A 16,001-nucleotide genomic window follows, 5' to 3' on the forward strand; every position below is an offset into this window, starting at 1 on the left:
GATATGTCCCCTCCCTCCCCTTGCCGCGTTGGCGGGACAAGGATCGGGACAGCCGATCATCGCCCCGGTCGACGGTCGCCGCGACTGGACAGGGAGTTCGCTACCGGCCATACCTGGAGCATGCCGCGCGCCGCTATTCGGTCCACCCAGCGACGCTCCGAACGCCAGCGCAAACGCGCCGGTCTCGTCCGTTCTCGAGCGGCGAATGCTGATGACGCCGTAGCGGGCAACAAGCTCGGCCTTCGGCTGCTGGCAGCGATCGCGGCAGCGCAGAGAACGCGAAACATGACGCGGCCTTCCCTGTCGGACGTACTTGCGAGTCTTCAATATTCACCGTCCCATCGTCATATAGCTTCATCTTCTCGACAAACGATGTCCATGCAGCAGGTTCCGCAGTCGCCATCGTGTCCTCGCTGCACACACCCGCACGCACGAGCAGTTAACTTACGTTTGCGAGCAAAAGTAATAAAATGAAGCGTGCGCTAATGATGAGCACGGTTCGAATATTTCCCGCACCGAAGAGATCCATGGTTTGAGTCACGACGCCAGCTGCTGATGCGGCCGTGCGGGCGCGAATGCGCCACGCAATGCGACATCGGTCCTGCTGATCTTTCATCCGTCCCCCAAGTGTCCGGGACGCGAATTGCCAAGAGGGAGAATAATGATGGCTCAGGTTACAGGCACTAATGATAATGATTTTCTGATCGGTACCGAGGATGCGGACGTGATCGACGGCCTGGGCGGCGATGACACCCTGCTCGGCGTCGGGGGCGATGATGTCCTCAACGGCGCCGCGGGCAATGACGCCTTGCAAGGCGGCGATGGGAACGACCAGTTGAACGGGGGCGACGGCAACGACGTCCTAAGCGGCGACAAAAGTTTCTTCGGACTGCTTGGCGCCGACGTATTGAGTGGAGGCACAGGCAATGACACCTTCGCCTGGGACGTCGGCAGCGGCGGGCATTCGACGGCGACCTTGCGCGACCGCGTCACCGATTTCGCCGGCGCAGGCGCGATCGGCGGCGATTTGCTGCGTTTGTCCCTGCCCTTCGATATGCAGAGGCTGATGGTCTTCGAGGGCAGGCTCGCCACCATGCCGGCGCCGGGATCGGCCCTACCGTTTGCCAATAATGGATTTACCGAGGTGTTTTACGCACATAGCGGCGGTTCCACGGTGCTGCTGGCCGATTCGAACGACAACGGGGTGTTCGACACCAACGACTTCAACGTCCTGTTCGATGGCCAGCACGACTTCCTCAAGAGCGATTTCGTCTCCACCGAATTCGTGATTCGCGGCACCGCAGGCAACGATACGCTGAATGGCGGCATCGAGAACGACCGGATTTTCGGGCTCGGCGGCAATGATGTGCTCAATGGTGGGGCAGGCGACGACGGGATTTCCGGTGGCGATGGAAACGACCTGATCGACGGCGGCGATGGGAACGATTTTTTCAACGGCGGCCTGTCGGGCGGCAATGGCAGCGATACGATCAACGGGGGCGCGGGCAACGACATCCTCCGCGGAGACGCCGGCAGTGACATCCTGAACGGGGGCGCCGGGCGAGACCAGCTGGCAGGCGGCGACGGCAACGATACCGCATCGGGCGGCGACGGCAACGATACGCTCGATGGCGACGCCGGCAACGATACCTTGTCCGGAGGCCTCGGCAACGACGATTTTTTCGGCGGCGACGGCAATGACGTCATGCGAGGCGAGGCCGGCAACGACGAACTGTTCGGCATGAACGGTAACGACACACTGGACGGTGGCGCGGGGGATGACCTCCTGATGGGCGAGGCCGGTACGGATCAACTGACCGGCGGTAGCGGGGATGACGAGTTCGAGTTCTTCCTCGGGTTCAATCCGAGCTCGAGCTTCGGCGCGTTCGATACCGTGCACGACTTCGAAGGCGCCGGGGTCGACGGCGGCGACGAGCTGGAACTGCGGAATGTCGACCTGGTCTTCCGCGGCGAGGTTTCCCTTAATCCCGTCCTGGGTGCAGCACTGGTCGGTGGCGGCAATGGGGCGACCGACATGATGTATACGACACGCAGCGGTTTTACCTGGCTGCTGGCCGACGAAAACGACAACGGCGTGCTCGACAACACTGACATGGCCATCCGCTTCGCGGGCACCCACGACTTCACCGTCGACGATTTCGGCGGCGCGACCAGGTTCATCCAGGTCGGCACCGATGGCGACGACGTCCTGGTCGGCACCGCAGACAACGACGTGATCTTCGGCGCCGGCGGAAACGACCAGATGTCCGGCCTCGAAGGCGATGACGAGCTGCACGGTGGAGCCGGCAACGACACCATCGATGGCGGTCCCGGGTTTGGCGTCGACAGCCTGTTCGGCGACGCGGGGAATGATACCTTGACCCTGGCCAGCAGCGACGGCGGCAGCGCAAGCGGTGGCGACGGCGACGACATCCTGATCGGTAACGATTCCTTCGGCGCCTTCCTGTCCGGCGACGACGGCAACGACATCTTGCGCAGCGGCTCCGCGGGCGACATTTCCAGCGGCGGGGCCGGCATCGACTTGTTCGCTTTCGGCACGGCCTGGGGCTTCGCGGTGGTCCAGGACTTCGAAGACGGCCTCGAATTGCTCGACCTCCGGAATAGCGGCCTGAGCTTCGCGGACCTGACGATCACCGACCAGTTCGGCAGCACGCAGATCGAATCCAGCGCCGGCCTGATTTTCCTCTCCGGCATTCCATCGACGGACATCAACGCAAACGATTTCATCTTTGTGTAAGCTGGAAGCGGCGCTGTCCTTCGTTCCCTCGACGTTCCGCCCGTTTCCGGGCGTCGGGGGGCGGTCGAGACCTGCCGGCCGCTACCGGAGTACGGCCTGGGAGGCGCCCCGGGGCAGTGCTAACGGCCATGCCAGTAGCGGGGATGGCTCGACCGGAATTCGGACAGTGCGATCGTGTTCCCGAAGGTGATGGTGACGGCGCCTGCTTCATCGGTGCGCACCCGGCGGATGCCCAGCGCCTGGTAGCGCGCGTACACCTCCGGCTTGGGATGCCGGTAGCGATTCCTGTAGCCCACCTGGAAAATTCCGAGCGACGGTCTCACAGCCTGTAGAAAAGCGATGGTCGAGGAAGTCCCGCTGCCGTGATGCGGCGCCAGCAGCACGTCCGCCCGCAGCCGCCGGGCACCGCCGTCCAGCAGCGCGCCCTCCTGGGCGGCCTCGATATCGGCGGCAAGCAGGATCGCCCTCCCCTGCGCACTGACGCGCAGCACGCAGCTGCGGGCATTCGCCTTCAGCCCAGGATCGGCATAGCTCGCACCATCCGGTCCGAACATCTCGAACAGCACGCCATCCCACTGCCAGCGCTGGCCCGCCTGGCAGCGCACGTGGCGCGCCGCGGCCCGCAGCGCCGGATGTTCACCGGGCAGCGAGGAAATCAATTCTCCGACCTTCACTGCGCCCAGCAGCGCCAGCGCGCCGCCGGCGTGGTCGAGGTCACTGTGCGAGACGATCACGCTGTCCAGCCGTCCGATGCCGCGCCCGCGCAAGTAGGGCAGGATGACGCGGCTGGCGCCGTCCGCACCCGGCGCGTATTGCGGCCCGGTGTCGTACAGCAGCCGGTGCCGGTGCGTCTCGACCAGCAGGGCCATGCCCTGCCCCACATCGAAGGCGGTGACGGTGAACCGGCCCGGCGGCGGCGACGCCGGCAGCTGGGTCAACAGCGGCGTCCAGGCCGCCAACCCCGCCCAACGATGCGGCCAGCCGCGCGGCGCCAGCAGCCAGGCGGTACCGGCGATCGCCAGCGCGAGCATCCAGGGCTGCGGCGCGGGCGCGCTCCACACGGCCAGCTTCGGCGCCGCGAGCCATGCGAGCCCGCCTGCGAGCAGCTCGATGGCGAGGTGGGCGGTGCCGAGCACGAAGTCCGCGAGCGGCGACGGCAGCACGCTGCCGGCCAGGGCGAGCGGGGTCACGAACAGGCTGATCACCGGAATGGCCACCGCGTTGGCCAAGGGACTGACCAGCGACACCTGGCCGAACAGCAGCAGCGTCAGCGGCACCAGCCCGACCGTGACCGCCCATTGCGTGCGCATCCCGAGCAGGAGCGACCCGCGCCAGCCCGCCGGCGCCGGGCCCAGGCGGCCGGTGCCGGCATACAGGATCGCCGCCACGGCCCCGAACGAGAGCCAGAATCCGGGCCACAGCATCGCCCAGGGATTGAGCAGCACGACCACGCCGAGCGCCAGGCACAGGACATGGGACGCCAGGGCGATCCGGCCCAGCCAGAGCGCGGCCGCGACCGTCGCCAGCATGTAGAAGGTGCGCTGCGCCGGCACGCCGAAACCGGCCAGCAGCACGTACAGCAGCGCGGTCGCCGCGCCCGCCAGGGCGGCGGCCTTCTGGGCCGGCAGCCGCAGCGGCAGCTGGGCCTGCGTGAAGAACGAGCGGCGCCAGAGGAAGGCGGTCAGCCAGGCGGCCAGGCCGGCCACCATGGTGATGTGCAGGCCGGAGATCGAGACGAGGTGGCTGATGCCGGTGCGGTTGAAGATGTCCCAGTCGGACTGCGCGATCCCGCGCTGGTCGCCGATCACCAGCGCCACGATCACGCCCGCGTAGGGCTTGCCGTCGAGCGCCGCCAGGATCCGCTCCCTGAGCAGCGCGCGCAGGCGTTCGACGCCATGCCGCGGGCCGGGCTCCCACGCCGACAGGCGCCGGTTGCGCCCGCCCGCCTCGCGCACATAGCCGGTGGCGCGCACGCCCTGCTCCAGCAGCCAGGCTTCGTAGTCGAAGCCGTGCGGATTGGCGTTGCCGTGCGGCCGCTGCAGGCGCACGAGCAGGCGCCAGCGTTCGCCGGGACGGATCGCGCCCGCCTCGGCGCCGCCGTACCAGGACAAGGCCACGCGGGGCGGCGCCGCCATGCCCGCCGTCTCCACCGACGCGACCTCGAAATGAAAGCGCACGCCGCCATCGAAGCGATGCGGAAGGCTGCCGACCGTGCCGACGACCACGATGTCGCGTCCCTCGTCCGCCTTCGCCAGGCCGTGGCCGAGCGCCAGGTGGGCCATCGAGGCGGCCCAGCACACCCCGAGCAGACAGGCCGCCGTCACGGCGCGCAACTGCCCGCGCAGGAAGCCGCAGGCGGCTGCGGCGCCACACAGGCAAGCCGCCAGCACCGGCGCATCCGGCAGCGCGGCGCGGGTCTGCAGCCAGGATGCGCCGGCGACGAAGGCGAGGATCGCGGCGCGCATTCCTTCCTCCGCCTCCGCAAGCTCAGCTGCTCAGCGGTCCATTGCCGCCATCCCGGCGGCCGGAATCGGGGCCGCCCTTGTTTCCAGGGTCGGCCGCATCGACAGGGACCGCGCCCGCGGGATTGGCGTCGGACCGGCCGCTGACCGGATGGCCCGGGTCCACGGGGCGGACGGCGAGGACCTGGTCGGCGCCCCCGGCATCGGCATGCCGCACCAGCTGCCAGGCGCTGCGCCGATGGATCAGTTCCGGGTGCCCCGCCGCGCGCCCGTGGAACTGGGCGCGGAAGGTCGCCGCCGGCAGCAGGCTCCCCGCGGCGAACCAGCGGGTGCCGTCGAGCGCATGGCTGTTTTCGCAGCGCCACCAGCCGCTGGCCGGACAGGCCGCTCCGGTCCTGGCGACGCTGCCGATCGGCGCCTCGGCGCTCGCCATCGGGAGCGCCGATGCCGGAATCGCGCCCGCCTCCGGGCCCGGCGCTGCCGGGGCCAGCCCGCGCGGCGGTGGAAGACGGACGCTGCTGCGCTTGTCCGCCAGTGTCCATACCGTCGGAATGCTGCTTTCGAAGCTGGGCTGCAATCCACGCAGGCGCTGCCACAGCGTGGGCGGCGGCAGCAGCAGGGCTTGCGGGATGCGCTGGCCCTTCTTCAGGAACTGGCGCTGCCCGCCGCAGACGCCCGCGCCGGCGCCGCCGTCGCTGCACAGCCACCAGCCGCTCTGGGGACAGGTATCGCCGGCGGAGGCATACGTGCCGATGGGCAGGGTCGGCGGCTCGGCCGGACTGCTCCCGGGCAGTGCCGTAGGCCGTATCCGGATGCTGGACAGGATTCGGTCCCACAGGCCAAGCGCGGCACCCTGCGACAAGGATGAGGGAACCGCGACATGGTTTCCCTTTCCTGTGCTCATACTGAACGAGATATGCGGATCGAACACATCATCTTCCGTCCCAGGCGCCTCCCACATGAAACTGTAGACGACCGCGTCGTTCTTCTCGACGACTCGCTCCACGAATTCCTCGCCGTCCATGCTGCCTATCGTCCGCCGAGTAGCGCGCAGCGTGGAAACGCGCCACCTGTCGATCACTGACAACCAGGAAGGAAGGTCCCTGGTTCTCTCCAGAAGTCCCTGCTCACCGGGAGCGTTTCCGGCGGCCAGGATCAGCATGAACTCGACATCCGGATTGCTCGGCAGCCGGGCGAACATCATGATCTGCTCACCCTGGTCCGCCCTCAGCGGATCGCGGATATAGGCGCGGTCGACGCAATATCCCGATTCGGCTGGCACCCGGTTTCCAGGATTCGCAACGAGCTGGGACACGAGCTTCGGCAGGTTCTCGATCAGATCGGGGAAATAGTTGTTCGCCGCAAGGTCGATGCTGACGCCGTCCGCATGCACGAGGGCCTCGACATCGATACCTTCGTATCGATAGCGTTCCAGTTCCAGTCCTCTTGCCCGCGTGCCTTCGGTCACGGTGCGGCCATGCACAAAGATTTTGCCGATGAGCCCGCTGTCGGTCTTCACATCCCTGGCGAGTTCCATGTTCCTGGTTCCGCCCGAACGATCCGGCATAGCCCGTATTTGCGCCTCGCGGTCCGCCAGGCGCGCCTGGAAGGCTTCGCTGGATTCTTCAAACGTCCCGATATCGAATCCATCGACACTCGGCCGGGTGAGCTCGATCCGTGCATCCTCGGGCATGTCGATCAACAATCTGCCGATGCACACGGTCTTCATCTTCTGGGTCATTCGCGCCACCTCTTGTTGATCCCGCACCGCACCCAGTGCCCAGGTGCCCGCCAGACACGCGAACACGATCGCGGCCAGCGTGATTGCCAGCCCGTTCCGACGGCATCGGGTCACGGCGTCTCCTGCACGATCTTCACGACCAGGCGCAGCGTCAGCATGATGATGTCTTCGTGCTTGTAGGCGTTCTGGTGGTCGACGCCGCGCGCGGCGAACAACTGCTTGACCTTGCCAGCCGGACCCGCGCCGGACTGGTGCGGAACCGTGCCGTCACCATGCGCATCCTGCGGCTCCGGCCGGAAATGCAGCTCGGTCTTCCCCCCGACCAGGACGCGCCGCTGGCCATCCGGGGAGTGCCCGAGGAAACGCGCCGTGGCGATGTTCGCCGCGGTCAGCGCGGTGGCCGATCCCGGCGCATGCCGCGCGATCCATCTCACCTGGGAATATGAGAGCTTGTCCCTGTCATCGCCATAGAACACATAGGTATTCGGGTGGTAGTAATCGCCCAGCGATCGATGAAAATCCTCTGCAATACCAATGGCCGATTCAATTGCATGCTGCACGCCCCGCGGGTCTTTTCTGTATTTACCCATGGGATCAGCCAATGCCGGGTTCACGAGGCGATACCATGTACTCATGTCCCGGTACAGGTCGTAGGGATTCGAGACTTTGCCGCCAGGCAGGCGCAGATAGTCACTGGCTGCCGCCCTGGATCCGATCCCATTGCCCTGGGCTCCCCCTCCCGACAACGCAGTGGCGCCTCCCCCCTGCATGACCCGAACGTGCAGCCAGGGCTGTGGATAGAGGTGGTTCGGAAGCATCTCGAGCACGCCGGGCGAAGTCGCCAGCACCGGGGTGGTCTGCTCGGGCGAGTCTCCAAGGATTTTTGCCAGGCCATGCGCGCACACGTCGTCAATGGCTCCGTTGCTCGGATTCGAGGTTTCCGTCCCACAGGCGATGCGGCGATACGCGGCGGGCGCGCCCAGCGCCGGCATGACGCCATGGATGATGCCGGCAATCTTGTCGGGGATACGCTTGGCGCACGCCCGGGCGACAAGCCCACCCATCGAGTGCGTGACGAGAACGACCTTGTCGCAGCGTCGCTTCGCCCTTGTCCAGAACGCGAGAATCTCGAGGATGCGCTGTTCGAGCCGCTTCGACGACGCGCCGCAGTCTTCCAGCCAATTGTAGCCGACACAATAAACGGGATAGTAGTGCGCGGCGTGTTTCACCAGGTGTGCTTCGGTCAGCGGCGCGAACTCGCGTACCCCCCATCTGCGTGGATCGCAGGCCATGACTGCCTTCCAGTGCGGGTTGACGAGACGCCTTCGATTCCGCTCGTCATACCGGAAGGTCTGGTTCAGGCGCATCTGCAGTGCATACAGCAAGCGACCGTATGAATCGGCGTGCACCTCGCCCCAACCGCGCTGGCGCACTTCGGCCTGCGTCAGGACATAGCCGTCATCGGCGTCCGGTAGCGAGACCGGGCCCGTTCCGTCCACCTCCAGTGACGCTGCGGAAAACAGCTTCTGGCGGCTCTCCGGCAGTAGCTTGCGCCAGTCGAGTACGGACTGGATGCTTTCCTGGACGCCGTTCGGCGGACGCCACACCGGCTCGCCCGGTTTCGCCAGCTCGTTGCGTTCATCCCGGATTCGTCCCAGGCGCGGCAGCAGTTTCGCCCTCAGGTTGGAACCCATCATGCCGGGCACCACGATCACCGGAACGATGGTATTCGACGGCATCAGCCCCAGCCCCCGGATCGTGTATGCCGGCGACGACAGGAAGGAGTTCACCTCCCATCCGCCATGGGACAAGGGGACGAGCGGCGGCAGCGGTCTGGTCGATTCGGCCATGACGGTTCGCGCCTTTCAAGCGTCCCGGGGCAGCAGTTCGAAGCGCACCGGCCCGAGCGCGTCGCTCATCACGAGCGCCGTGCGTCCCTGCTCGTCGCTGACGCCTTCGAGCGTCCTGCCGTCGTCCAGGTGGGCGATGTAGCGCTGCCTGGGAATCGGCTCGCGGGTCTGCAGGTGGCGCAACACCAGGCGCTCGTCGGTCCGCATCCTGGTGCTGGCGAAGCCGGGCGCCGCCGGGTTGCCGCCGCCCGGTCCGGTGTGCTCGACCGACGCCGCCCGGATCGCGTGTCCGCCGCTGCACTGCTGGGTGATCGTGCCGTCGGCCCAGTCGGTCTGCGCCCCGCGCGAGACGATCCGGACCAGCGGCGCCTCGAGGTGGATCGCCTCGGCCGAGATCAGGCTGATCCGCCCCGAGGACTTGATGTCGACCGCGCCCTGGTGGGCCTCGAGCGTCAGGTTGCCGCGGGCGGCCACCAGCTTGATGCCCAGCGCATGCGCGAAGGCGCTGACGCCGCGCGCGGCCCGGACCAGGATATTGCCCCCGGCCGTGAGCTCGGCGTCGCCGCCGCTCACCACGTCGACCTTCCGTTCGGAGCCGAGCGCCACGCCGTCCTGGCTGGCCAGCACGAGCCCGGCCGGCGCCGTCACGGCCACCAGCGGCGCCGCGCCGCCGGCGTCGGGCGCCATGTTCGAGCCGCCATCCCAGCGCCTGAGCCGCTCGGCCAGTTCGGCCAGGCGCACCGCGCCCGGCTCCTCGCCCGCGTGCTGCTGCGCCAGGCTGGCGAGTTCGTCGACCACGCCCTGCATCAGGTCGGCCAGCGCGACCAGGCCGGTGCGCGCCATCTGCGATCCTTCCGCCCCGGGCGCGGCTTCGGCCGTGACCAGGACGCCCTTGCGTCCGCGCACCGCCACATACTGGTCGCTGCGCAGTTCCGCGCCCTCCCCGCGCGCCTCGGCCGCGCCGTTGGCCTTCGGGTGGGTCAGCCAGCCCAGGTTCAGCTGGCTCGCGCCATGGTCGCTGGCCAGCTGGGCGCTGATCTGGCCGCGGGTATCGTCGAAGCACAGCTGGTTGCCGCGCTGGCCGCCGATCTCGCGGCTGCGCATGCCGGACAGGTAGCGGTTGCCCGGCAGCTCGCCGAGGCGGCTCAGGGCCGGCGGATGGGCGCGCTGGTTGTATAGCTGCGACAGGATCACCGGCCGGTCGGGGTCGCCGCCGAGGAAGGCGACCAGCACTTCGGAGCCGACGCGCGGCAGGCCCAGGGCGCCGGACTGCTGCTGGGCGCCCGGGCCGTTGCCGGCCCAGTTGGAAGCGACCCGCACCCAGGCCGAATCGGCCGGGGTATCGGAAGCCCCCGCCCCGTGCGCGTGCCGGTGGTCGGCGCTGCGCATGCCGGGAAAGCGGATCTTGACCCGGCCCAGGGCGTCGCAGTGCACGTCCTCGCCCGGCGGACCGGTGACGATCGCGCTTTGCAGCTGCGGATGCGGCAGGTCGGTGCGCGGATCGAAGGCCGGCGCCAGCGGAATGCCGCGCCGCACCGCGTCGAAGCTGATCCGCACCCGCGAACTGTCCAGGCCGGACGCGCCGTCCGCGCCATCCGCACGCAGCAGGCCGCCGGCGCCGTGGCAAGGCCCCATCAGGCGCCGCACCCGGGCCGACAGCTCGGCCGGCAGGTTGCTCTCGGCCTCGATGCGCAGGGCCGTGACCGTGAAGTCGCGTTCAAAGGCCGGGTGGGCGTCGATCTCGGGGTGGCCCGCCAGGGTGAAGTATTCGCCGGCGCGCAGGTCGCGCACCGAGCCTTCGCCATGGAAGCACTTGGATTCGAACTCATGCCGGTTCATGCGCACCTGGCCGAGCCGCCAGTGGTCTTCGACATCGTTGCCGGCATGCGGCATCTCGACCAGGTAGTCGTCCAGGGTGGCCGCCAGCTGGTTGCCGCTGCGGCCCTGGTCGGCCATGCTGCGCGCGGTGGTGGTCATGAACTGGGCGCCGAGCGGATTGCGGTAGTCCCAGCTGTGGCGCGTGGTGCTGCCGGGCTGCAGGCGCCGCGCCGCGCACCAGGACACGATGGTGTCGCGTTCCTCGGCGGCGTCGTCGCGGTGGTAGCGCACCGTGCCGGCACCCGAGCGCGGCAGCGAGTGGGGGTCGCAGAACAGCACCAGGGTATGCGCCGGCGCGCCGTCGCGCGCCGGCCCGGCTTCGGCGGGTGCGGCAGGCGCCGTGCCGTCGAACTCCGCGCCGGCATGTTCCGGACCGGCGCCGGCCGCACGCGCATGCCCCTGGCGCGCATGGCCCGGCCGGAAGTACCAGGCCACGCCGCGCCGGCGCAGCAGGCGCCGCACGAAGGCGGCGTCGGATTCGTTGTGCTGCATGGTCTGCTCGCGCGGCGGGAACTGGCGCATGTCGAACAGCGGATCGAGCTCGTAGTCGAAGGCGCTGGCCAGGATGGCGTTCGACTGGGTCCATTCGTCGAACAGCAGCTGCACGATCTCGAGCTCGTTCTGGTAGCGGAACACACGGCTGTTGATGCGCTTTTCCATCAGCGCCAGCGCATCGCGGATCACCAGCTGGTACACGGCCAGGCCGCCGTCGTAGTCGCCGGCGCGCGCCTCGGCCACGATGCCGCAGACGCTGCGCAGCTGCCCGCGGTCGGTGACCAGCAGGACTTCGGCCGGCAGCGCGATCAGTTCCTTGAGCGGCAGGTAGGGACTCGCGGCGACGCAGGTGACGACGTAGTCGATGCCGCCGCACACCGCTTCGCTGCCGCTGACCCGCTGCGGCAGCAGGACTTCGTCGGCAAGATGGTCGGCATGCCCCAGCCGCAGGCGGATCGGCCGGTGGGCGGTCGTCAGCGACTTCTCGTGCTGAAGCATGCGCAGGAATTCGCTTGCGCTGTCCAAGTCTGTCTCCTGTCCAGGTAGCCGCCGCGGCAGCGAAGTGGACATCTTGACAGAGCGGCACCCGGCCGCCTTGTTGCCGATCAGCCAGCCCGACCTGAACTTACCGGCGCAAGTCCGGTCGCGCTGCGGATCAAGCGCCGATCAGCCTGGACAGCCGCGGAATTGCCGCCAGAGAAGCCCGGTGCGCGGCCAGCCGCACCTCGTCTTCGCTGACGCCGCGCAAGGCGGCCAGCGCGGCGCCGATGCGCGGCAGCTGGTCGGGGCTGTTGCGCCCCGGATGGATCCAGGCCGGGGCGATGTCGGGCGAGTCGGTTTCGAGCACGATCGCCTCGAGCGGCAGCCCGGTCGCCAGGCGCCGGATCTGGAGCGCGCGGGTGAAGGTCATGGCCCCGCCGAAACCGAGGTGGAAACCCAGGTCGATGTAGTTGTGCGCCTGCTGGAAGCTGCCGTTGAAGGCGTGCGCGATGCCGCCCGGCGGGCGGATCTGGCGCAGGTGCTTGAGCACCTGGTCTTGCGAGCGCCGCACGTGGGTCAGCACCGGCAGCCCGAAGTCGCGCGCGATGCGCAGCTGTTCGCGGAAAAAACGCTCCTGCTTGTCGCGCATCGCAGGTTCGCACAGCATCGGGATGAAGAAGTCGAGCCCGATCTCGCCCACGCCCACGAAACGCGGATCGTCCAGCGCCGCCTCGACCGCGCCGCGCAGCACGGCCAGGTCCTCGTCGCGCGCCTGGGGCACGCAGATCGGGTGGATGCCGAGCGCATAGCAGGCGTTCGGCGCCGCATGCGCGAGGCTGGCCACGGTGTCGAAGTTGCCGCGCTCGACCGCCACCACCACGATCATCGACACCCCGGCCGCTTGCGCCACGCGCGCCACCGCGACGCCGCCGCCGTCGAACTCGCGCGCGTCCAGGTGGCAGTGGGTATCGATCCACATGGCTAGGCCTCCACCAGCTGCAGGCCATGCTCGGTCAGGCGGAAGATCCGGTCGCAACGGCGCGCCAGCTCCATGTCGTGGGTGACGATCACGAAGGCGGTGCCGAGGGTGCGCGACAGTTCCAGCATCAGGTCGAAGATGGTCTGCGCCGTGGTGTGGTCCAGGTTGCCGGTCGGCTCATCGGCGAGCACGCAGGACGGTTCGGTCACCAGGGCGCGCGCCAGCGCCACCCGCTGCCGTTCGCCGCCCGACAGTTCGCCCGGACGGTGCACCACGCGCTTGCCCAGGCCCACGCGGCCGAGGATCTTTTCGGCGCGCTGCAGGGCCAGGTCGCGCTTCTCGCGCCGGATCAGCAGCGGCATCATCACGTTGTCGAGCGCGGAGAATTCGGGCAGCAGGTGGTGGAACTGGTAGACGAAGCCGAGCGAGGTGTTGCGCAGCTCGCCGCGGCGCGATTCCGACAGGCTGGCGAAGTCCTCGCCCAGCAGGGTGACGGAACCGGTGCTGGGGGTGTCCAGGCCGCCCAGCAGGTGCAGCAGGGTCGACTTGCCGGAGCCGGAAGCGCCGACGATGGCCACGCGCTCGCCGCGGTAGACCGAGAAGTCGATCCGGTCCAGCACCTGCACGGTGTAGTCGCCCTGCTTGAAGGTCTTGCCCAGGCCGCGGCACGACAGGACCGGCGTCGACATCTTGTTCAGGTCATTCATAGCGCAGCGCCTCCGCCGGCTTGACGCGCGAGGCCGACCAGCTCGGATACAGCGTGGCGGCAAAGGCCAGCAGCACCGAGATGGCGCCGATCCGGGACACGTCCGGCCAGCGCAGGTCGGACGGAACGGTACTGATCAGGTAAATATCTTTCGACAAGAACTGCACTCCCAACAGGTTTTCAATGAACGGTACGATGACGTCGATGTTCAGGGCCACCGCCACCCCCATGGCGACGCCGGCCAGGGTCCCGAGCACGCCGACCACCGCGCCCTGGACCATGAAGATCTTCATGATCGAGCGCGGCGACGAGCCGAGCGTGCGCAGGATGGCGATGTCGGCCTGCTTGTCGGTCACCGTCATCACCAGGGTCGAGACCAGGTTGAACGCGGCCACGGCGATGATCAGGGTCAGGATGATGAACATCATCTTCTTTTCGGTCTGTACGGCAGCGTACCAGTTGGCGTTGAGCTTCGACCAGTCGCGCATCACCAGCTCGCCCGGCATGAATTTCCTGAGCTCCTCGGCCACCTGGGGCGCATCGCGCACCTCCGCGATGCGCAGGCGCAGGCCGGACGGCGCCGCCAGGCGCTCCATGCGCTGCGCATCCTGGATGTGCACGAAGGACAGCGCCGAATCGGATTCGAAATGGCCGGCCTCGAAGATGCCGACCACGGTGAAGCTGCGGGTGCGCGGCAGCATGCCGGCCGGGGTGGTCTGGGCCTGGGCCAGCAGCATCGTGACCTTGTCGCCGATGCCGACGTTCAGCTGGCGCGCCAGCGCATAGCCCAGCACGATGTTGAAGGCGCCCGGCCGCAGCGCGTCGAAGCTGCCCTGGTGGACCTTGGCCGCCACGTCGGACACCTTGTGCTCCTCTTCGGGCAGCACGCCGCGGATCACCGACGGGCGCATCGCGCCGTCGCGCAGCAGCATGCCCTGGGTCTCGACGAAGGGCGCGGCGCCGCGCACCGCCGGATGCCTCAACGCCTGGCGCTCGGCCTCGCGCCAGTCCGGCAGGCCGCCGTCCGGGTTGAAGACTTCGATGTGGGCCAGCACCGACAGCATGCGGTCGGTGACCTGCTTCTGGAAGCCGTTCATCACCGACAGCACGATGATCAGGGCCGCCACGCCGAGCGCGATGCCGGACACGGAGATCAGGGAGATGAAGGAAATGAAGCTGTTGCGGCCGCTGCGCTTGCCGGCGCGCGTGTAGCGCAGGCCGACCAGCCATTCATACGGCAGTGTGTGGATGATGCTCATGTGCTCTCATGCGGTTTCTTGGTTCCGGAGTGTGCCATACAACGCCCGCCGGCGGCAGGCGCCGATGCCGTCGAAGCGCCCCTCATTCGTAGCGCAGGGCCTCGGCCGGCTTCACCCGCGAGGCCGACCAGCTCGGGTACAGCGTGGCCACGAAGGACAGCAGCACGGCGACGCCGCCGATCCAGTACACGTCGTCCCAGCGCAGTTCGGACGGCATCTCGCTGATCAGGTAGACCTCCTGCGACAGGAAGTGCACGCCCAGCACGCGCTCGATGAAGGGCACGATCAGGTCGACGTTCAGGGCCACCAGCACGCCGAAGCCCACGCCCAGCGCCGCGCCCAGCAGCCCGACCAGGGTGCCCTGCACCATGAAGATCTTCATGATCGATCCGGGCGAGGCGCCCAGGGTGCGCAGGATGGCGATGTCGGCCTGCTTGTCGCGCACCGACATCACCAGGGTCGACACCAGGTTGAAGGCCGCGACCGCGACGATCATGGTCAGGATGATGAACATCATGCGCTTCTGCGACTGCACCGCCGCGAACCAGACCGTGTTGACCTGGGACCAGTCGCGCAGCAGCAGCTCGCCGGTCATCGAGCGCCTGAGCTCCTCGGCCACGCGCGGCGCCTGGTGCAGGTCGGCCAGGCGCAGGCGCAGGCCGCTGGGGGCGCTCACGCCCACCGCCTGCTGGGCATCGTCGAGGTCGATGAAGCCGAGCGAGGAATCGAATTCGAAGTGCCCGGCCTCGAAGATCCCGGCCACCGTCAGCGCGCGGGTGCGCGGCAGCGCGTTCGGATCCTGGCCCGGCACCGCGCCGGACGGCATCAGGAGGGTGACGCGCTCGCCCACCTTCACGTCCAGCGACCTGGCCAGCGCACGGCCGAGCACGACGTTGAAGGAGCCGGGTTTCAGCGCCTCGAAGCTGCCTTCGCGCATCTGGCGCGCCACGTCGGACACCTTGGCCTCGTCGGCCGGCACCACGCCGCGCAGCAGCAGCGGTTTCATGACGTCGCCGCTGAGCAGCATCGCCTGGGCGTCGAGGAAGGGCGCGGCGGCGCGCACCTCGGGGTTGCGCAGCGCTTCCTGGGCCTCGGTGCGCCAGCCCGGCATGCCGCCGCTGGCGTCGTAGACCTCGATGTGGGACAGCACCGACAGCATGCGGTTGGTGACTTCCTTCTGGAAGCCGTTCATCACCGACAGCACCACGATCAGGGCGGCGACGCCCAGCGCGATGCCGGCCACCGAGGCCATCGAGATGAAGGAGATGAAGCGGTTGCGGCCGCTGCGCTTGCCGCTGCGCGTGTAGCGCAGGCCGATCTGCCATTCGTAGGGAAGCTTGTGGGTGGTGCTCATGGTGTCGGATTCATATTCGCCAGGCCCGCAGTTTGCCAG

The 16,001-nt window shown here is 68.2% G+C and carries 9 protein-coding genes; 1 reads left to right on the forward strand and 8 read right to left on the reverse strand.

Features of this window, described 5'->3' with window-relative positions:
- The first annotated feature begins 664 nt into the window (after positions 1-664).
- Positions 665-2,758 (forward strand): calcium-binding protein, encoded by a 2,094-nt coding sequence (locus H162_RS0103665; RefSeq protein WP_026354185.1) that lies wholly within the window; start codon positions 665-667, stop codon positions 2,756-2,758.
- 119 nt (positions 2,759-2,877) lie between these two features.
- Here the strand turns inward: H162_RS0103665 and H162_RS0103670 are convergent, their stop codons facing one another.
- The 8 genes from H162_RS0103670 to H162_RS0103705 all read right to left on the reverse strand — a co-directional run bounded on the left by H162_RS0103670 (position 2,878) and on the right by H162_RS0103705 (position 15,962).
- Positions 2,878-5,223, reverse strand: a complete 2,346-nt coding sequence (locus H162_RS0103670; protein WP_020652093.1) for a DNA internalization-related competence protein ComEC/Rec2 — start codon at positions 5,221-5,223, stop codon at positions 2,878-2,880.
- A gap of 22 nt (positions 5,224-5,245) precedes the next feature.
- Positions 5,246-7,075: a T6SS immunity protein Tli4 family protein gene (locus tag H162_RS0103675; RefSeq protein ID WP_020652094.1), complete on the reverse strand. Its 1,830-nt coding sequence runs from the start codon at positions 7,073-7,075 to the stop codon at positions 5,246-5,248.
- Positions 7,072-8,811, reverse strand: coding sequence for an esterase/lipase family protein (locus tag H162_RS0103680; RefSeq protein WP_020652095.1), 1,740 nt, complete (start codon positions 8,809-8,811; stop codon positions 7,072-7,074). The genes H162_RS0103675 and H162_RS0103680 overlap by 4 nt, the downstream gene beginning before the upstream one ends.
- Before the next feature lie 15 nt (positions 8,812-8,826).
- The gene (locus tag H162_RS0103685; protein WP_020652096.1) at positions 8,827-11,709 is read right to left on the reverse strand and encodes a type VI secretion system Vgr family protein; all 2,883 of its coding nucleotides are present in this window, start codon (positions 11,707-11,709) and stop codon (positions 8,827-8,829) included.
- Between the two features lie 130 nt (positions 11,710-11,839).
- Positions 11,840-12,643 carry a TatD family hydrolase gene (locus tag H162_RS0103690; RefSeq protein ID WP_020652097.1) on the reverse strand — a complete coding sequence of 268 codons (804 nt, stop codon included), beginning with the start codon at positions 12,641-12,643 and terminating at the stop codon, positions 11,840-11,842.
- A 2-nt stretch (positions 12,644-12,645) separates the two neighbouring features.
- Entirely contained in the window at positions 12,646-13,350 is a 705-nt protein-coding gene (gene lolD, locus H162_RS0103695) for a lipoprotein-releasing ABC transporter ATP-binding protein LolD (protein WP_020652098.1), read from the reverse strand.
- On the reverse strand, positions 13,343-14,608 hold the full coding sequence (locus H162_RS0103700) for a lipoprotein-releasing ABC transporter permease subunit (RefSeq protein WP_020652099.1): 1,266 nt from the start codon (positions 14,606-14,608) through the stop codon (positions 13,343-13,345). The genes lolD and H162_RS0103700 overlap by 8 nt, the downstream gene beginning before the upstream one ends.
- 82 nt (positions 14,609-14,690) lie before the next feature.
- Positions 14,691-15,962 (reverse strand): lipoprotein-releasing ABC transporter permease subunit, encoded by a 1,272-nt coding sequence (locus tag H162_RS0103705; protein ID WP_020652100.1) that lies wholly within the window; start codon positions 15,960-15,962, stop codon positions 14,691-14,693.
- Positions 15,963-16,001 lie beyond the last annotated feature (39 nt).

Origin of the sequence: Massilia niastensis DSM 21313 (genome assembly GCF_000382345.1) — a bacterium.
GTDB lineage: Bacteria > Pseudomonadota > Gammaproteobacteria > Burkholderiales > Burkholderiaceae_D > Telluria > Telluria niastensis.

What these genes read in the sequence shown, in the direction of transcription:
- H162_RS0103665 (WP_026354185.1), top strand. Translation starts at nt 665, where the DNA reads ATGGCTCAGGTTACAGGCACTAATGATAATGATTTTCTGATCGGTACC.
- H162_RS0103670 (WP_020652093.1), bottom strand. Translation starts at nt 5,223, where the DNA reads ATGCGCGCCGCGATCCTCGCCTTCGTCGCCGGCGCATCCTGGCTGCAG.
- H162_RS0103680 (WP_020652095.1), bottom strand. Translation starts at nt 8,811, where the DNA reads ATGGCCGAATCGACCAGACCGCTGCCGCCGCTCGTCCCCTTGTCCCAT.
- H162_RS0103690 (WP_020652097.1), bottom strand. Translation starts at nt 12,643, where the DNA reads ATGTGGATCGATACCCACTGCCACCTGGACGCGCGCGAGTTCGACGGC.
- lolD (WP_020652098.1), bottom strand. Translation starts at nt 13,350, where the DNA reads ATGAATGACCTGAACAAGATGTCGACGCCGGTCCTGTCGTGCCGCGGC.
- H162_RS0103700 (WP_020652099.1), bottom strand. Translation starts at nt 14,608, where the DNA reads ATGAGCATCATCCACACACTGCCGTATGAATGGCTGGTCGGCCTGCGC.
- H162_RS0103705 (WP_020652100.1), bottom strand. Translation starts at nt 15,962, where the DNA reads ATGAGCACCACCCACAAGCTTCCCTACGAATGGCAGATCGGCCTGCGC.